The sequence below is a fragment of the Herbiconiux sp. L3-i23 genome (assembly GCF_023734115.1).
Lineage (GTDB): Bacteria > Actinomycetota > Actinomycetes > Actinomycetales > Microbacteriaceae > Naasia.
Genome location: NZ_AP025737.1, coordinates 1,291,031 through 1,306,293 on the forward strand (window position 1 = coordinate 1,291,031; position 15,263 = coordinate 1,306,293).

General features: G+C 71.6%; 15 protein-coding genes. 3 read left to right on the forward strand and 12 right to left on the reverse strand.

All coding sequences use genetic code 11. From position 1 onward, the window contains the following. Positions 1 to 5: 5 nt before the first annotated feature. Positions 6 to 842, forward strand: coding sequence for an MSMEG_6728 family protein (locus tag NGH83_RS06085; protein ID WP_251858168.1), 837 nt, complete (start codon positions 6 to 8; stop codon positions 840 to 842). Between the two features lie 41 nt (positions 843 to 883). Here the strand turns inward: NGH83_RS06085 and NGH83_RS06090 are convergent, their stop codons facing one another. After that, complete coding sequence (locus NGH83_RS06090) at positions 884 to 1,744, reverse strand: NAD(P)H-hydrate dehydratase (protein ID WP_251858169.1); 861 nt, start codon at positions 1,742 to 1,744, stop codon at positions 884 to 886. Beyond that, positions 1,728 to 2,462 carry a histidine phosphatase family protein gene (locus NGH83_RS06095; protein ID WP_251858170.1) on the reverse strand — a complete coding sequence of 245 codons (735 nt, stop codon included), beginning with the start codon at positions 2,460 to 2,462 and terminating at the stop codon, positions 1,728 to 1,730. Before NGH83_RS06095 ends, NGH83_RS06090 begins: the two co-directional genes overlap by 17 nt. Before the next feature lie 97 nt (positions 2,463 to 2,559). Here NGH83_RS06095 and NGH83_RS06100 point away from each other — a divergent pair, with 97 nt between their 5' ends. Both NGH83_RS06100 and NGH83_RS06105 read left to right on the forward strand, forming a co-directional pair. Then, entirely contained in the window at positions 2,560 to 3,642 is a 1,083-nt protein-coding gene (locus tag NGH83_RS06100) for a VIT1/CCC1 transporter family protein (protein ID WP_251858171.1), read from the forward strand. Continuing rightward, a complete protein-coding gene (locus NGH83_RS06105) occupies positions 3,639 to 3,908 on the forward strand; it encodes an acylphosphatase (protein ID WP_251858172.1) in 270 nt (89 codons plus the stop codon). Before NGH83_RS06100 ends, NGH83_RS06105 begins: the two co-directional genes overlap by 4 nt. 28 nt (positions 3,909 to 3,936) lie before the next feature. Here NGH83_RS06105 and NGH83_RS06110 read toward each other — a convergent pair whose 3' ends face one another. The 10 genes from NGH83_RS06110 to NGH83_RS06155 form a co-directional block, all read right to left on the reverse strand. Continuing rightward, the gene (locus NGH83_RS06110; RefSeq protein WP_251858173.1) at positions 3,937 to 4,452 is read right to left on the reverse strand and encodes a GNAT family N-acetyltransferase; all 516 of its coding nucleotides are present in this window, start codon (positions 4,450 to 4,452) and stop codon (positions 3,937 to 3,939) included. 35 nt (positions 4,453 to 4,487) lie between these two features. After that, the gene (locus NGH83_RS06115) at positions 4,488 to 8,036 is read right to left on the reverse strand and encodes an error-prone DNA polymerase (protein WP_251858174.1); all 3,549 of its coding nucleotides are present in this window, start codon (positions 8,034 to 8,036) and stop codon (positions 4,488 to 4,490) included. A 124-nt stretch (positions 8,037 to 8,160) separates the two neighbouring features. Further along, a complete protein-coding gene (locus tag NGH83_RS06120) occupies positions 8,161 to 9,624 on the reverse strand; it encodes a peptide MFS transporter (RefSeq protein ID WP_251858175.1) in 1,464 nt (487 codons plus the stop codon). Positions 9,625 to 9,699: 75 nt separating this feature from the next. Next, on the reverse strand, positions 9,700 to 11,250 hold the full coding sequence (locus tag NGH83_RS06125; RefSeq protein ID WP_251858176.1) for a DNA polymerase Y family protein: 1,551 nt from the start codon (positions 11,248 to 11,250) through the stop codon (positions 9,700 to 9,702). Next, on the reverse strand, positions 11,250 to 11,999 hold the full coding sequence (locus NGH83_RS06130; protein WP_251858177.1) for a hypothetical protein: 750 nt from the start codon (positions 11,997 to 11,999) through the stop codon (positions 11,250 to 11,252). The genes NGH83_RS06125 and NGH83_RS06130 overlap by 1 nt, the downstream gene beginning before the upstream one ends. A 98-nt stretch (positions 12,000 to 12,097) precedes the next feature. After that, positions 12,098 to 12,280, reverse strand: a complete 183-nt coding sequence (locus NGH83_RS06135) for a hypothetical protein (protein ID WP_251858178.1) — start codon at positions 12,278 to 12,280, stop codon at positions 12,098 to 12,100. Then, positions 12,280 to 12,528: a hypothetical protein gene (locus NGH83_RS06140; RefSeq protein ID WP_251858179.1), complete on the reverse strand. Its 249-nt coding sequence runs from the start codon at positions 12,526 to 12,528 to the stop codon at positions 12,280 to 12,282. The genes NGH83_RS06135 and NGH83_RS06140 overlap by 1 nt, the downstream gene beginning before the upstream one ends. Before the next feature lie 137 nt (positions 12,529 to 12,665). After that, positions 12,666 to 14,345, reverse strand: coding sequence for a RecQ family ATP-dependent DNA helicase (locus NGH83_RS06145; RefSeq protein WP_251858180.1), 1,680 nt, complete (start codon positions 14,343 to 14,345; stop codon positions 12,666 to 12,668). Between the two features lie 55 nt (positions 14,346 to 14,400). Then, on the reverse strand, positions 14,401 to 14,733 hold the full coding sequence (locus NGH83_RS06150; protein ID WP_251858181.1) for a hypothetical protein: 333 nt from the start codon (positions 14,731 to 14,733) through the stop codon (positions 14,401 to 14,403). Between the two features lie 76 nt (positions 14,734 to 14,809). Then, complete coding sequence (locus NGH83_RS06155; protein WP_251858182.1) at positions 14,810 to 15,214, reverse strand: glyoxalase/bleomycin resistance/extradiol dioxygenase family protein; 405 nt, start codon at positions 15,212 to 15,214, stop codon at positions 14,810 to 14,812. Positions 15,215 to 15,263 lie beyond the last annotated feature (49 nt).

The following is a 15,263-nucleotide window of genomic DNA, read 5'->3' on the forward strand; positions in this document are numbered from 1 at the left end:
GGAGCATGCAGACCTTCCTGCCGTACGCCGATCTCGACGCGAGCATGGCCGTCCTCGATCAGGCGAGGCTCGGCAAGCAGAGGGTGGAGACGCTGCAGGTGCTGCGCGCGTCGCTGCTGCCGACCTACGGGTGGCAGTCCCACCCGGTCACGCAGATGTGGCGGGGGTTCCTGCCGGGGCTCACCGCGTACGGGCTGGCGAACGTGCGGGAGTGGACGGCGCGAGGTCACGTCGACACGACGGCGGAGCTGATCCGCGAGTTCGCCCCCGAGGTCGACGGGCTCGACCAGGCGGAGCTCGAGCGGCGCGGCCTGCTGCCGCCGTGGTTCGGCGACGACGCCGTGCACCGCAGCCATCGGTCGAATCTGATCCGCAAGGACGAGGCGTTCTATGCGCCGCAGTTCCCGGGCACCCCGGGGGATCTCGACTACTTCTGGCCCGGCGTCCCCGCGGGCGCCGACCGGGTCGCCGTCGAGGGCGACGATGTCCGGATCCTGCGCGCCGCGACTCTGCACGAGGTGGACCACTGGCGTGAGGACGGCCTCATCGCGATCGGCGAGCGGTCGCCGCGCGGCAAGGAGACGCCGGTCTGGCGGGCGCAGGTGCAGACCTTCCTCGAGGAACTGACTCCCGGGACCTCCGTCGGAGTGCTGGTCGGCAACGGGCAGTTCATCGCGCAGGCGGAAGTACTGGGCGAGCCCCAGGCCCTCGTCTCCGAAGGCGGGGACGCGTTCTTCGCCCGGGCCGCCGCCTTCGCGGGCGACTGGGTGCGCGCCGACTTCGCCGTGCCCGCGCAGCTGCAGGACCCGCGCTCGCTGTTCAGCGCGGCCCTGCGCCGCTGACCGCCGCGAGCTCGGTGTCGTTCTCGCTGCTCGGTGTCGTTCTAGCTGAGCGTCGCGAGCAGCGACGGGAGCTCGTCGAGCAGTTCGCGGGCGAGGAAGCCGAGCGGGCCCATGCGCTGCGCCAACCGGTCGCCCGCTTGCGCGTGCAGGTAGCTGGCCCACAACGCCGCCGTGGCGGGGTCGGCGCCGCGTCCGGTGAGACCGGCGAGCGCACCGGCGAGCACGTCGCCGCTGCCCGACGTCCCGAGGCCCGGCCCGCCGTCCTCGACCCGCCAGAGCCCGCCGTCCTGGTCGGCGATGACGCCGTGACAGGTGACGACCGCGCCGTACCGCTCGGCGATCTCGGGGATGTCGCGCTCGAGGTCGTCGACGTCCCGATCGAGCAGTAGGGCGGCCTCCGTCTCGTTCGGGGTCAGCAGGATCCGGCCGCGCAGTCCGTCGACCACGCCCGGATCGCGGGCGAGGGCGCCGAGCGCGAAGGCGTCGAGCACCACGCGGGTCTCATCGCCGACCGCCGGCACGAGCGCCGCGAGCAGCGCCTGCGTCTCGTCGATGTCGTCGAGACCGGGGCCGAAGAGCACGCAGTCGGTGTCGGCGCTGTCGCGCAGCCGGTCAATCGACGAGGCGGACACGGATCCGCCCTCCGTCTCCTCGAGGTCGATCACTCCGGCCTCGGGGAACGATACGGCGAGTGCGGGCGCGCTCGACACGGCGACGCCGATGGTGAGACGGCCCGCGCCGACGCGGAGCGCGGCGAGGCCGGCGAGGGCGGCGGCGCCCGGCGTCTTACGGGCGCCGCCGACGATGAGGACGTCGCCGCGGTCGCGCTTCGATCCGCCGGGCTCGGGAAGCGGCCGGCCGCGCAGCAGCGCGGCGGTGACGGTCTCAGGGGTGCGTATCATCGGGTTCTCCGCTGTGTTCGGTGACGTCGGCGTCGTGCCGCGTCAGGTGCTCGACCTCGTTGACGGACTCCGCCCACCAGGCGCCGTCGCGGGGGAGGAGGCGGGTGAGCGCGGCGTTCGGCATCGGGTTTCGGCGTACCTCGTCGAGCAGATCCCTCTCCTCGATCCGCTCGGCGACGTAGCGGATGACCGAGGTGACCGCGTCGTGGCTGACCACGAGCACACGAAGCCCGGCGGCGTCGACGGTGATCTCGGAGAGCACCGACCGCACCCGCAGGGCGACGTCGGCCCACGACTCGCCGCCCGGCGGCCGGTAGTAGAACTTGCCGAGGAACGCTCGGCGCTCGGCCTCCTCGGGCAGCAGCACGTCGACGCCGTGAGAGGTGAGTCCGTCGAGGATGCCGAGCTCGCGGTCGCGCAGCCGCTCGTCCACCCGGACCGGCAGGTCGAGGCCCGCCGTCTCGAGGGCGATCGCGGCGGTCTCGCGGGCTCGCGCGTACGACGACACCCACACCGCCTGCGGTGCTCGGTCGGGGCCCAACTCGCGCAGGTGGTGGCCGATCGCCTCGGCCTGCTCGCGCCCCGTCGCGGTCAGCACGACGTCGGGGTCGCGGGCCGGGCGGTCGATGCGCTCTGCGCCGGCCCGCTCGGCGTCGCCCGCGGCGACGTTCGCCTCGCTCTCGCCATGGCGGGTGAGGAGGAGTTCGACAGCGCCCATGCGGCGACGATAGTCGAGCACCCCGACGGCCGCTGGACGGTGGCCGGACGTCTGCTGAACGAGGTGCCGGTCGGTCGAAGTTTGCGAGAATCGAGCGGTGACAGCGACGGTGGACAGCAGGGGACCCTCCGCGGCGGACGTGCGACGGTGGCGTCGCTACCTCGCCGACGAACGAGCGGAGGCGCTGGTCTATCGCGACCTCGCCTCGCGGCGCTCGGGCGAGGAGCGCGCCATCCTGCTCGCCCTCGCCGACGCGGAAGGACGTCACGAACAGCACTGGCGCGACCTGCTCGGCGACCGGCTGCGCGCCGATCCGCCGATCGGCCTGCGCACTCGGGTGCTCGGCTTCTTCGCCCGCCGGTTCGGTTCGGTGTTCGTGCTGGCGCTCGCGCAGCGTGCCGAATCGCGCACGCCGTACGCCGACGACCGCGACGCCACCGAGCAGATGGCGGCCGACGAGCGGATCCACGAGGAGGTCGTCCGCGCTCTCGCCTCCCGTGGGCGGGAGCGGATCTCGGGCACCTTCCGCGCCGCGGTGTTCGGTGCGAACGACGGCCTGGTCAGCAACCTCGCGCTCGTGCTCGGCATCGGTGCCACCGGGGTGTCCCCGCAGACGGTGCTGTTCACCGGCATCGCGGGCCTCCTCGCCGGGGCGCTGTCCATGGGTGCCGGGGAGTACGTGTCGGTGCGGTCGCAGCGCGAACTGCTCTCGGGCACCGCGCCGAGCGCGGAGGTCAACAGCGCCGTCTCCGACCTCGACGTAGATGAGAACGAGCTCGCCCTCATCTACCGTGCGCGGGGCATGGACGAGGTGCTCGCCCGTGCGAAGGCCACCGCGGTGCTCGCCGGGCACGAGAAGGTGCCGGGCGCACCGTCGGGCGAGGTCGACGAGCACGAAGCCGTCGGCAGCGGGTGGAGCGCCGCGATCTCGAGCTTCATCTTCTTCGCCTCCGGCGCGATCGTGCCCGTGCTGCCGTACCTGTTCGGCATGACGGGGTGGCCGGCGGTGGCGTTGGCGTCGGGCCTCGTGGGCATCGCACTGCTCGGCACCGGCACGATCGTGGGGCTGCTCTCCGGCACCTCGCTCGGCACCCGGGCTCTGCGGCAGCTGCTCATCGGGCTCGGCGCGGCCGCCGTGACCTACGTGCTCGGCCTGCTGTTCGGAACGACCCTGGGATGAGCATCGCGAGGCGGGTGATCGTGGTCGGTCGCGTGCAGGGCGTCGGCTTCCGCTACGCGGCCGTCGACGCGGCGGAGCGGATCGGCGTCGCCGGGTGGGTGCGCAACCTGCCCGACGGCCGCGTCGAGGCGTTCGTCGAGGGCGCCGACGACGCCGTCGAGGCGATGCTGCGCTGGCTCGGGGATGGGCCGCCGAGCGCCTCCGTCGACGACGTGACCGTCACCGAGGCCGACCCGGCGGGATCGATGGGGTTCCGCATCCGGTAGGCGCCCCGCGCTCGCTCGGATCGAACGTCTACGGCGTCCGGAGCGGCTTCTCGAAGCAGAGCGAGTCGGGCATCGTCTCGATGTACGGCTCGTAGACGGGGATCGGGGTGTATCCGCTGCGGCGGTACAACTCGATCGCCTCGGGCTGCTTGTCGCCGGTCTGCAGGATGAGGCGCGGGGCTCCGTCCGCCGCGGCGCGCCGCTCGGCCTCGGCGAGCAGCGCCTTCGCGACGCCGAGTCCGCGGCCGTGGGGATGCACGAAGAGCCGCTTCAGCTCCCAGTCGTCGCGAAGACGCCGGAGGATCGCGTGGCCGATGGGCTCGCCGTCTGCGCCGAGCGCGAGCAGCGTCGCCACGACCTGCGCGGTGTCGACCGACAGTGCGCGGGATCGCTTCGCGGTGAGCTCCGCGGGCTCGACCCGCGAACTGTTCGGGTTGTAGCGGTGCTGACTGTCGACATCCATCAGCCGGCGCAGTCCACGGGCCCGAGCATCGGAGTAATCGACGGCGGTGACGGAGAACGAGGTCGCAGGGCGGTCGAGCACCAGATCATTCTGAGGCGCGTCCGTTGAGGATCCGCTCAGCGGAAGTCGCGGGACACGTGACGGATGCCGAGGGTGAGCGGTTCGAACCGGTCGGCGATCACGTTGATGACCCCCTCGGGTGTGCGCTCGAGCACCCCGCGGATGATCAGCGCGGGAGCCTCGCGGGCGACGCGGCGGTAGCGCTGCCAGACGCCGACGCCGCAGATGACGTTCACCATGCCCGTCTCGTCCTCGAGATTGATGAAGGTCACCCCCGACGCGGTCGCCGGCCGCTGCCGGTGGATGACGACGCCGCCCACTTCGATGCGGCGTCCCGTCTCGGCGGTGCGCAGCTGCGTCGCCGAGAGCACGCCGCGCGCGCCGAGCGCGTCGCGGACGAACGACACGGGATGCTCGCCCGGCGAGATACCCGTCGCCCACAGGTCGGAGGCGATCTGTTCGGCGTCGCTCAGCATCGGCAGCAGGGGCGGCTGCACCGCGACCGCGGTGCCGACGAGGTAGTCGGGGCGCTCCCGCGCCGCGGCGCCCGCACCCCACAGCGCCTCCCGCTGGGTCATTCCGAGCGAGTCGAACGCCCCCGCCGCGGCGAGGGTCTCGAGCTGGGCGGACGTGAGCCCTACCCGGCGGGCGAGGTCGGTCTGGCTGGTGAAGTCGCCGCCGCTCTCGCGCTCGGCGACGATGCGCTGCGCGGTCTTCACGTCGAGCCCTGCGACTTCGACGAGTCCGAGGCGCACCGCGTAGTTCGCGTCGCGGCGGTGCCGGGCGTCGTCGGCGGGCGCCGTCTTGTCGAACCGGGGCGTCACCGGCGGCTGTTCGCGCAGCAGACAGGTGTCCTCGCCGCTTGCCCCCACCCCCTGCATCCTGACCAAATCAAGGAGATTTCGCCCCTTCGTCCCACGTTCATGCCGATCGGAGCCCGTCGAGGCCCAGAATTCCTTGATTTGGTCAGCGGAGGGGGCGGTGAGGGGTTCGAGGTCGGCCCAGACGCCCGAGAGCAGGATGTCGGGGCGGCGGGTCTCGACGCCGTGGCGGCGGGCGTCGGCGGTCAGCGACTGCGGCGAGTAGAAGCCCATCGGCTGCGCGCGCAGCAGGGCGGCGAGGAAGACGCCCGGGTAGTGCAGGCGCATCCAGGCGCTCGCGTAGACGATGAGGGCGAAGCTGATGGCGTGGCTCTCGGCGAAGCCAAAGTCGGCGAACGCCTCGATCTGCCGGTAGATCACATGGGCGGTGTCGTCGTCGATGTCGTTGCCGCGCATCCCGGCGTAGAGCTTCTCGCGCAGACTGTCGATCTTCTCGAGCCCGCGCTTCGACCCCATCGCGCGGCGCAGCAGGTCGGCGTCCTCGCCGTTGCAGTCGCCGACCGCCATGGCGATCTGCATCAGCTGCTCCTGGAAGATCGGCACCCCGAGCGTGCGTTCGAGTACCGGGATCAGCTTCGGATGCAGATAGCTCACCTGCTCCTCGCCGACCCGACGCCGCACGAACGGGTGCACCGCCTTGCCTTGGATCGGCCCGGGGCGGATCAGCGCGACCTCGACCACGAGGTCGTAGAACACCCGCGGCTGGAGGCGGGGGAGCGTCGCGATCTGCGCCCGACTCTCGACCTGGAACACCCCCACCGAGTCGGCACGGCACAGCTGGTCGTAGACGCCCTGCTCCTCCTTCGGCATCGTCTCGAGGTCGAACCGCTCACCGAAGTGCAGGTCGGCGAGATCGAACGCGTACTGCATCGCCGCGAGCATCCCGAGCCCCAGCAGGTCGAACTTCACGAGCCCCATGTAGGCGCAGTCGTCCTTGTCCCACTGCAGCACCGTGCGCTTCTCCATGCGGGCGTGCTCGATGGGCACCACCTCGCCGACGGGACGGTCGGTCATCACCATTCCGCCGGAGTGGATGCCGAGGTGCCGGGGGAACTTCAGCACCTGCTGGGCGAGGTCGACGACGGGGCCCGGGATGTCGTGATCCTCGGACTGCACGTCACCGCCCCACCGTTCGACCTGCCGCGACCACGCGTCCTGCTGCCCCGTCGAATGGCCGAGTGCCTTCGCCATGTCGCGCACCGCGTTCTTCGGCCGGTAGCTGACGACGTTCGCGACCTGCGCCGCGTTGTGCCTTCCGTACTTCTCGTAGACGTACTGGATGACCTCCTCGCGCCGGTCGGAGTCGAAGTCGACGTCGATGTCGGGCTCCTCCTCGCGCAGGCTCGAGAGGAACCGCTCGAACGGCAGCCCGTAGAAGATCGAGTCGACCGCCGTGATGCCGAGCAGATAGCAGACCGCCGAGTTGGCGGCCGACCCGCGCCCCTGGCAGAGGATGCCCCTGCTCTTCGCGAATCGGACGATGTCGTAAACGATCAGGAAGTAGCCGGGGAAGTCCTTCGCCTCGATCACGTCGAGCTCGCTCGCGATGCGGTCGAGGTGGCTCTGCGGCGCGTTCGGATACTTCACCGGCACGGCGTCGTTCACCAGTTTCCGCAGCCAGGTCATCGGCGTGTGACCGTCGGGCACCTTCTGCTTCGGCAGTCCCGGCCTCGCGGTGCGCAGCGAGAACGCGAGGTCGGCGGCGAGATCGACCGTGTTCTCGACCGCGCCGGGGTAGCGGGCGAACCGGGCGGCCATCTCGGCGCCGGAGCGCAGGTGGGCGCCGCCGCTCGCGGGCAGCCAGCCGTCGAGCTCGTCGAGGCTGCGTCGCGCCCGCACCGCGGCGAGCGCGGCGGCGAGCCGGTGCCGGTCGGGGGTCGCGTAGTGCACGGCGCCGGTCGCGACGATCGGCATGCTCCGGCGGCGGGCGAGTTCGGCGAGGGCGTCGTTCACGAGGCTGTCGGCGGGGGAGCCGTGGTCGGTCAGCTCGATGACGACGTTGCCCGGGCCGAAGAGGGCGACGAGGCGGTCGAGTTCGCGGGCCGCCGCGTCGAGGTCGGGCGCGGCCGGGTCGCCGAGCGCGGTGCGGACGAGGCCCTTGCGGCATCCGGTGAGCACCATCCAGCCGCCGCCGGCGCGGTCGGCGAGGTCGGCGAGGTCGAAGCGCGGGCTGCCCTTCTCGGCTCGGGGGTCGAGCTGCGCGGCGGTGATCGCCCCCGCGAGCGCGTGGTAGCCGGCCTGCCCTCGGGCGAGGACGACGAGATGCGACCCCTCGGGGTCGGGGACGCCGTTCTGGGGCTTGGTGAGGCCGAGGGTGAGCTCGGCGCCGAAGATCGTCTTGACGCTGTGCGCCTCCGCCCCGTTCCGGGAGGAGGCGTGCTGCTCGGCCGCTTCGGCGAAACGGGCGACGCCGTAGAAGCCGTTGTGATCAGTGAGCGCGAGCCCGTCGAGACGCAGTCGCATCGCCTCCTCGAGGAGCTGCTCGGGCGACGACGCGCCGTCGAGGAAGCTGAAGTTCGAGTGCGCGTGCAGCTCGGCGTAGGGGACGACGGGGCCGTCGATCGGGGGTGCCTTGGGCGGGGCAGGCCGGTAGGGTGCCCGTTTCACCGACCAGGCGGGGCTGTCGCCTCCGTCGGCGTCATGCGGGCGCGAGGTCGGCCGTGTCGCCTCGGTGAGGCGCTTCTCGAACTCCGACCAGGGGATCGGCGGATTGCTGTACGGCACCGACCAATCATCGAACATATGTTCGATCGGGTCAATCGAGTCGCGGCCGTCCGCTGACCAGCGCTGACTCGCCCACTTCACCCCGTCCGCGACGCCGGAGACGGGGCGAAGTGGGCGAGTCGGCTCAGCGGACTCCGCGCATCAGGCGCAGCACCGCCCGCGAACCCAGCCAGAGGGCGACGCCCAGGATGATGGCGATCGCGCCCGAGATTCCGAAGTACGGGGCCTCGTTCGTCTCGTCGTAGAAGCCGGCGAGGGTTCCGGCGATCGCCGTGCCGAGGCCGACCGAGAGGAAGTTCAGCGCCACCATCTGGGTGCGGAACAGCTCGGGTGCGAGCTTCGTCGACGCCGACAGTCCGACGGGCGAGAGCAGCAGTTCGGCGACGGTGAAGACGAACAGGATGCCGACGATCGCGAGCAGCGGCGTGCCGTGCGGGCCCGTGCCGACGAACGGCAGGAAGAGCAGGAATGCCGCACCCATCACGATGGTGCCGAGCGCGAACTTCACCGGCGTCGTCGGCTGCCGCGTGCCGAGCCTCGTCCAGAGTGCGGCGAAGACGCCGGAGAGCAGGATGATGAACACCGGGTTGATCGACTGCACCCACGAGATCGGCATCTCCCAGCCGAACAGTGAACGGTCGAGTCGGTCGTCGGAGTAGATGGTCAGCACCGTGAACTGCTGCTGGTAGAGCGACCAGAACGCGGTGCTCGCGACGAACAACGGGATGAAGGAGACCACCCTGCTGCGTTCGGTCGTGCTGATGCGCCTGCTCGAGAGCAGGGTGATGAAGTAGGCGACCGAGGCGGCGGCGATGAGCGCGGCGACCACCGTCGAGAGGTTCTCCTCGGTGACGAGCCGGGAGGCGACGAGGACGACGATGATCGCGATCCCCGCGACCGCGATCAGCGCGAACGGAAGGCGCCGTGCCCGAGGGAGCGGGTTCGGGATCTCGGCGGCCGCCGCGGGCAGCCGGCGGCGCCCGATCGCGTACTGGGTGAGCCCTACCGCCATCCCGACGGCGGCGAGACCGAAACCGAAGTGGAAGCCGACCGTGCTCTGCAGCAGCCCGGTGAGCAGCGGTCCGACGAACGCGCCGAGGTTGATGCCGAGGTAGTAGAGCGAGAAGCCGGCCTCCCGGCGGATGTCGCCGGGCTCGTACAGGGTGCCGACGATCGAGGTCGCCGTCGCCTTCACCCCGCCGCTGCCGAGCGCGATGAGGATCAGCCCGACGACCACGCCGAGACCGCCGGGAAGCAGGGCGAGCGCGATGTGCCCGAGCATCACCGTCACCGCGCTGGCGAACAGCATCCGCTCCGCGCCGACGACACGGTCGGCGAGCCATGCGCCGAGCACCGTCGCGAGATAGACGGCCCCGCCGTAGGCGCCGACGATGCTCGTGGCCGCGTCGCGGGGGACGCCGAGACCGCCGTCGGCGACGGAGAAGTACAGGTAGATGAGCAGGATGCCCTGCATGCCGTAGAAGGAGAACCGCTCCCACAGCTCGACTCCGAAGATGGTCGACAGCGACCACGGCTGCCCGAAGAAGGTGCGCTCGTGCCGTTCGGGCGCGGTCTGCTGCTCGCTCACGGGGAAATGGTCGCAGGCTCCGCCGGGGATGGCATCACCCCGCGCGCGTGTGTGTCGGTTCGGCGGGGCGGTTCGTCAGTCGTATCGGGCTTCCACGAAGCAGTCGCCGCCTTCGAGCAGCACGAGCCAGGCATCGCCGTCGGCGGTGATGATCTGGAAGCGGTTCAGCATGCGGGCGGCGTCGGCGTCCCACCAGCGCTCGTCGAGCGGCCAGGGGCCCGCCCAGGAGCGCACGGCCTGGGGGCGGCCGCTGCCGGGGGCGGCGAAGCGCGACGGGGGTCCGCTCAGTACACCGCGGGCGTCGACGGCGATGGCCGATCCGTCGGGGGTGAGGACCGTGCAGGGCAGACGCTTCGGGAACACCGTCGCGGGAGGCAGGCCGCTGATGGCGCCGGGCCATGGCCGGTCGGCGGGCCGCTCGGTCTGCTCGCGGTCGCCCCACGGCACGAGCACCTGCCGGTCGGCGAGCAGGCGTCCGCCGCCGATGGCGAAGGTCGCCACCGCGGTGTGCCCGAGCATGCTCTGCACGCGGGAGAGCCCGTGGTGCAGTGCGGCGTCGGGACCGCCGCCCCACAGTCCCGGCTCGTGGTGGGCGGTCTCGTCGACGCTGTGCGGCACCACCCGGACCCGGTTCACGGCGGAGCGGAGCCCGCTGTCGATGCTGCCGATGCCCTGCAGCTGCCAGCGCACCCGGTCGACGACCTCGGAGGCCTGGAACGAGCGCGGATGCAGCCAGGTGCGGGCCGACAGTTCGCCGGTCTCGCTCGTCACCTCGACGCGCAGGGCGGTGCAGACCAGCCGGTGGCCGGAGAGGCGCTCGATGAACCGGTCGGCGGCGGAACGGAACCCGAAGGTCACCTGGTCGACCCGGTCGAGGGGCGGCTCGAAGTGCACCTCGACATCGAGCTCGTCGGGCGGGATGCGGGGGATCACCCGACGGCCGTCGAGCCCCGCCGCGAGACGGTGCGCCGCCGCTCCTTCTGCGCCGAAACGGTCGCGCACCTCGGTCTCGGGAAGAGAGGCGAACGCGCCGAGGGTCGGCAGGCCGAGGCGGCGCAGCAGCATGGCGAGCTGCGGCATGCCGAGCAAAGAGACGGGCATCGGCGCGAGGAACGCGGGGGAGCCGTCTGCCTCGACCACCGAGACCCGCCCCGAGCCGCGGCGCGCGGCCTGCTCGGCGGCGAACGGACCGTCGGCGATGCCGATTCGCCCGCCGACGACGCCGAGGTCGTCGAGGTGCTCGAGCAGCGACTCGGCCGCGAGCTCCTCGCTGCCGTAGTAGCGGGCGGGTCCGCTCGCCTTCACCGCCGCGATGCCGGGGCGCACCAGCTGGACGCCCGGCATCCGCTCCTCGATCGCCTCGACGATCGGGTCGAAGCTGCGGGCGTCGAGTTCGGGGTCGAAGGGCAGCACCTCGAGGCTCGAACACCGCGACTGGGCTTCGCGCAGTCGGAGACCGCGTTTCACCCCTTCGGCTCGGGCGCTCGACGAGCAGGCGTGCACCTCGCCCTTGTCGATGAGCGCGAGAGGGGTGTCGAGGGGGATGCCGGCCGCCCGTGCGGCGGCGAACGCCGGCCAGTCGGGGCACCACAGCAGCATCGTGCGGGTCGTCTCGGCGAGCGTCATCAGATCGCCCTCGGGAACGACGCCGGCTCCTCGTCGAGCGGTCCGGTCGCCGTGGAGAGGGGAAGGGGGATGTCGGCGCCCGGGTCGGAGCGGTATCGGGGAGCATCGGCGGGGACGGGATCGATGCGCACCCATTTGCGTCGCGACGGGCGTCCGCGGAACTCGGCTTCGACCTGCATGCGCCGTCCGGTGATCATGCCGTGCCCGTCGCCGAGTCCGCTCCACTCGTTGGCGGTCACCGTGAGCCGGGCCTCACTGCCCGGCCACTCGCCGAGCGAGATGAGCGCGGCGTCGCGTTTGCGCAACCTCGCGGCGAGGCGTCCGGCGTCGGCGTCGGAGACGCGTCGGGGCGGGCGGACGACGACCACGGTGAGCACGTCGGCGAGCGCCGAGGCGACGGTCAGCCAGTGATCGCCGGGGTCGGGCACGAGCACGAGGCGGGAGAGGTCGATGCCGCGAGCGATGGCGGCCTGGGCGCCGAACTCGGGCACCCCGACGACTCCGCACCAGGCACCCGCCGCCGAGGGTGCCGCGAGCATGCTCATGGCGAGGGTGAGCGACCCGCCGATCGAGTAGGCCGCTCCCGCCCGCATCATGCCGTCGGGGAGGAGCCCTGCGAACATGGGCGATGTCGCGAGCCCCTTGGTCTGCAGGGTGGTCGCCTGCATCTCCTTGATGCGCGACTGCAGCTCGCGGATGCGCTCCATCGCGTCCGCACCGGAGGGTGCGGCGAGGGACGAAGCGGTCACGGCAGCCACATCCCAGTTTCGAACATGTGTTCGACGGTGTCAAACGCCGCCGACACTGGGAAGTGGCTGCGCGACCGCTCAGCCCGAGCGGTCCGCTGTCACCGTTCGGAGGTCGCCTCGAGGTCGGGGCCGGTCTCGCCGGCTCCGTCGACGGTCAGCAGTCCGTCCGGGTCCTTCGGACCCCGCTTCCCCGTGAGTCGCTCGCCGACCGCGTCCGGGTCTCCGGCCGCAACCGGCTTGTCCACGTGGTCGGGAGGAGGGAGCTGGCCTTCGCGGGCCATCAGCTCTGCTCGACGGGGCCGTTCGACCCGGAGTCGTCGAGCCCGACGATCTCCTCGCCGGCGAGCTCGTTCTCGTCGAGTACCGGCTCGCCCTCCGCGGGGGAACCGCCGGTCGGGCCGTTGTTGCCGTCGCCCGCGCCCGGGAGAACCGTCTCGCCGGCCACCGCGTCGTTCGTCACCGTCTGCTTCGACTCCGCATCGATGCGCTCGTCGTCGTAGGCTCCGCCGTCGGGGATGCTGTCGCTCATCGCGATTCCTCTCGTTCCTGCTCGTGGAAGGTGTCCACCCACGCTACGAGCTCGTCCCTGGAAGCTCGGGGAGCGTCCTGCCGACTCCCAGGCGGAGTCGACCGGAGAGTCGGCGAGAACGATCGGACGCGGCGCTGTCAGGAGGCGAGCTCGAGGAGGTCGTTCTCCTCGATCAGTTCGAGCGAGAGCACCCGGTAGCCTTCGCTCTCGAAGAACACGGTCACCCGGTCGTCTTCGACCTTCGTCACCGTGCCGTCGCCCCACTCGCGGTGCCGCACCGCGGCGTCGAGGGGGAAGGGCACGTCGGCGTCGGCCGCCGGACGGTGCTCCTCGTACGCGGTGCCCGAGGTGCAGGTGTCGCAGTCGCCGCACGGCTCGCTGCGCGCCTCGCCGAAGTAGCCGAGCAGGAAGATCCTGCGGCACTCGAGGGTCTCGGAGTAGGAGCGCATCATCGCGATGCGGGACTCGTCGATGCGTTCGTGCTGCTCGGCCACCCCGAACGCGGCCGCGACCGCGTCCTCGACGCTCGTCCCGGTGGCGAGGGCGAGCCGCTCCCCGTGCCTCGTCACGGCGAGCGAGTCGACGAGCAGGCCGATGCTCGACCCGAGTTGGCGTGTACTGGACTTCGTGGCGTCGGCGAGTTCGCCGAGACCCACCGGATGCGACGCGGACGCGAGCGCGGCGGCGATCCGTTCCAGCCGGCTCCGATTCGGAGATCCGCTCGCGAAGAACCGGCGCAGCGAGAGGTCCTCCGGCCGGTAGTGCAGCCGGGCGATGGCGGACTCGCCGTCTCTGCCCGCCCTGCCCACCTCCTGGTAGTAGGCGTCGATCGATTCGGGCACGGCCTCGTGCACGACGAAGCGGATGTTCGGCTTGTCGATGCCCATCCCGAAGGCGCTCGTGGCGACGACGACGTCGAACTCGTCGTCCCGGAAGCCTTCGTGCAGTTCACGGCGGCGCTTCGCCGGAAGGCCGCCGTGATAGGCGGCGGTGCGCAACCCGCGGCTCTCCAGGAGTTCCGCGTACTCCTCGGTGTCGCGTCGGGTGGCCACGTAGAGCAGGCCGGGCTTCGGCAGGGCGTCGATCTCGTCGAGGATCGTGGCCCGCTTGTCGTGCTCCTCGGTGTGCCGCTCGACCTCGAGCCGGATGTTCGGCCGGTCGTAGCCGCGCGAGAGCAGCAGCTCGTCGCGCAGCCCGAGACGGTCGATGATCTCCTCGCGGACGGGTCCGGACCCGGTCGCCGTCATCGCGAGGATCGGTGGACGCCCGAGCGCCTCCGCGGCGTCGCGGAGGCGCAGGTAGTCGGGCCGGAAGTCGTGACCCCACGAGGACACGCAGTGCGCCTCGTCGACGACGAAGAGGGAGACGCCGGCGCCGCGCAGACGTTCGATCACCTCGTCACGGGCGAGCTGTTCGGGGGAAAGGAACAGGTACTCGGCGCTGCCGCCGCCGAGCTGCGCCCACGCCTCCTCGTTCTTCGTGTCGCTCTGGGCCGAGTTGATGGCGACGGCGTGCGGCGCCCCGTCGCGTGCGGCGATGCCGGCGACCTGATCGGCCTGCAGGGCGATGAGCGGCGATACGACGACGGTCGGGCCGGGCAGCAGCGCGCCGGCGACCTTGTAGACGGCCGACTTGCCGTATCCCGTCGGCATGATGGCGAGCACGTCGCGCCCGGCGACGGAACCGGCGATCGCCTCGGCGAGACCGGGTCGCAGCTCCGACCAACCGAACATCTCGTCGGCCACGCGACGGATGCGCTCGTCGGTGCGGTCGGCGCTTCGTTCTTCAGTGGTTGCGGCGGCGTCAGTCGATGTCACGACTGCATGCTGACACAGCGATTCTGGGAAATGCGGCTCGGGTCGGAGCTTCGCCTCAGGCGGCGCCGCGGTCGCGGTCGAGGCGGCCCAGCATGTTCCACACCGTGGTCGTGAGGTCGGGGTGCTCGAGTGCGATCAGCCGCAGGACGCCGAATTCGAACCTCTCGGCGCGGGCGGGGTCGGCGGCCGGGTGGTACGCCTTCGCCCGTTGCTCGCCCAGGTCGAGCGCAGCGATGGTGTCCTCGCGGAGGATGCGCACCACCCGCTCGTCGACGGTGGGCATGTCGGGGATGAACTGCCACGGGTCCTCGCCGTCGCGGCAGCGTTGCTCGATCTCGGCCTGCAACTCGTCGCGCGCCTCCGCGCGCAGTGTCGACAGCGTCCCCACGCCTGCTCTCCCCTCCGTGAGCTTCCGACCATACGACAGCCCGGTGACCACACCGGACCGACGCCTCACAGGTGTCTCACTCGGACGCGGTGCCGCCGCCGCCGTTCGCGACGGGGATCCGTTCGGCGACGATCACCTCGATGCCGGTCGGGTCGATCAGTCGCGCGATCCGCTCGCCCCACGGCTGGTCCTCGGCGTCGGCGGTGACGACGGCGCCGAACGAGCGGGCGCGGCGCACCACCTCGTGGACCTCGGCGACGTAGAACCAGATGGACACCTGGCTGGGCCCGCGCGGAGGGTCCGGGTGCGAGCCGAGTCCGAGTTCGGCGTCGCCGATCTTCAGCGACACGTAGGTGGGGTCGTCGACCGGGAAGCGGTAGACGACCTCGCCGCCGAGGACGTCGCGGTAGAACCCGATGAGCGGCGGCAGCTCCGTCGCCACCACGATGGGGAATCCGTTCAGTGCCCGCTCTCCGGCCATGTTCGCCCGCCTTCTCCGATGTCGTTCAGATCCGCATTCCAGCAAGTCG

What these genes read in the sequence shown, in the direction of transcription:
- NGH83_RS06105 (WP_251858172.1), top strand. Translation starts at nt 3,639, where the DNA reads ATGAGCATCGCGAGGCGGGTGATCGTGGTCGGTCGCGTGCAGGGCGTC.
- NGH83_RS06125 (WP_251858176.1), bottom strand. Translation starts at nt 11,250, where the DNA reads ATGACGCTCGCCGAGACGACCCGCACGATGCTGCTGTGGTGCCCCGAC.
- NGH83_RS06155 (WP_251858182.1), bottom strand. Translation starts at nt 15,214, where the DNA reads ATGGCCGGAGAGCGGGCACTGAACGGATTCCCCATCGTGGTGGCGACG.
- NGH83_RS06085 (WP_251858168.1), top strand. Translation starts at nt 6, where the DNA reads ATGCAGACCTTCCTGCCGTACGCCGATCTCGACGCGAGCATGGCCGTC.
- NGH83_RS06140 (WP_251858179.1), bottom strand. Translation starts at nt 12,528, where the DNA reads ATGAGCGACAGCATCCCCGACGGCGGAGCCTACGACGACGAGCGCATC.
- NGH83_RS06135 (WP_251858178.1), bottom strand. Translation starts at nt 12,280, where the DNA reads ATGGCCCGCGAAGGCCAGCTCCCTCCTCCCGACCACGTGGACAAGCCG.
- NGH83_RS06095 (WP_251858170.1), bottom strand. Translation starts at nt 2,462, where the DNA reads ATGGGCGCTGTCGAACTCCTCCTCACCCGCCATGGCGAGAGCGAGGCG.
- NGH83_RS06090 (WP_251858169.1), bottom strand. Translation starts at nt 1,744, where the DNA reads ATGATACGCACCCCTGAGACCGTCACCGCCGCGCTGCTGCGCGGCCGG.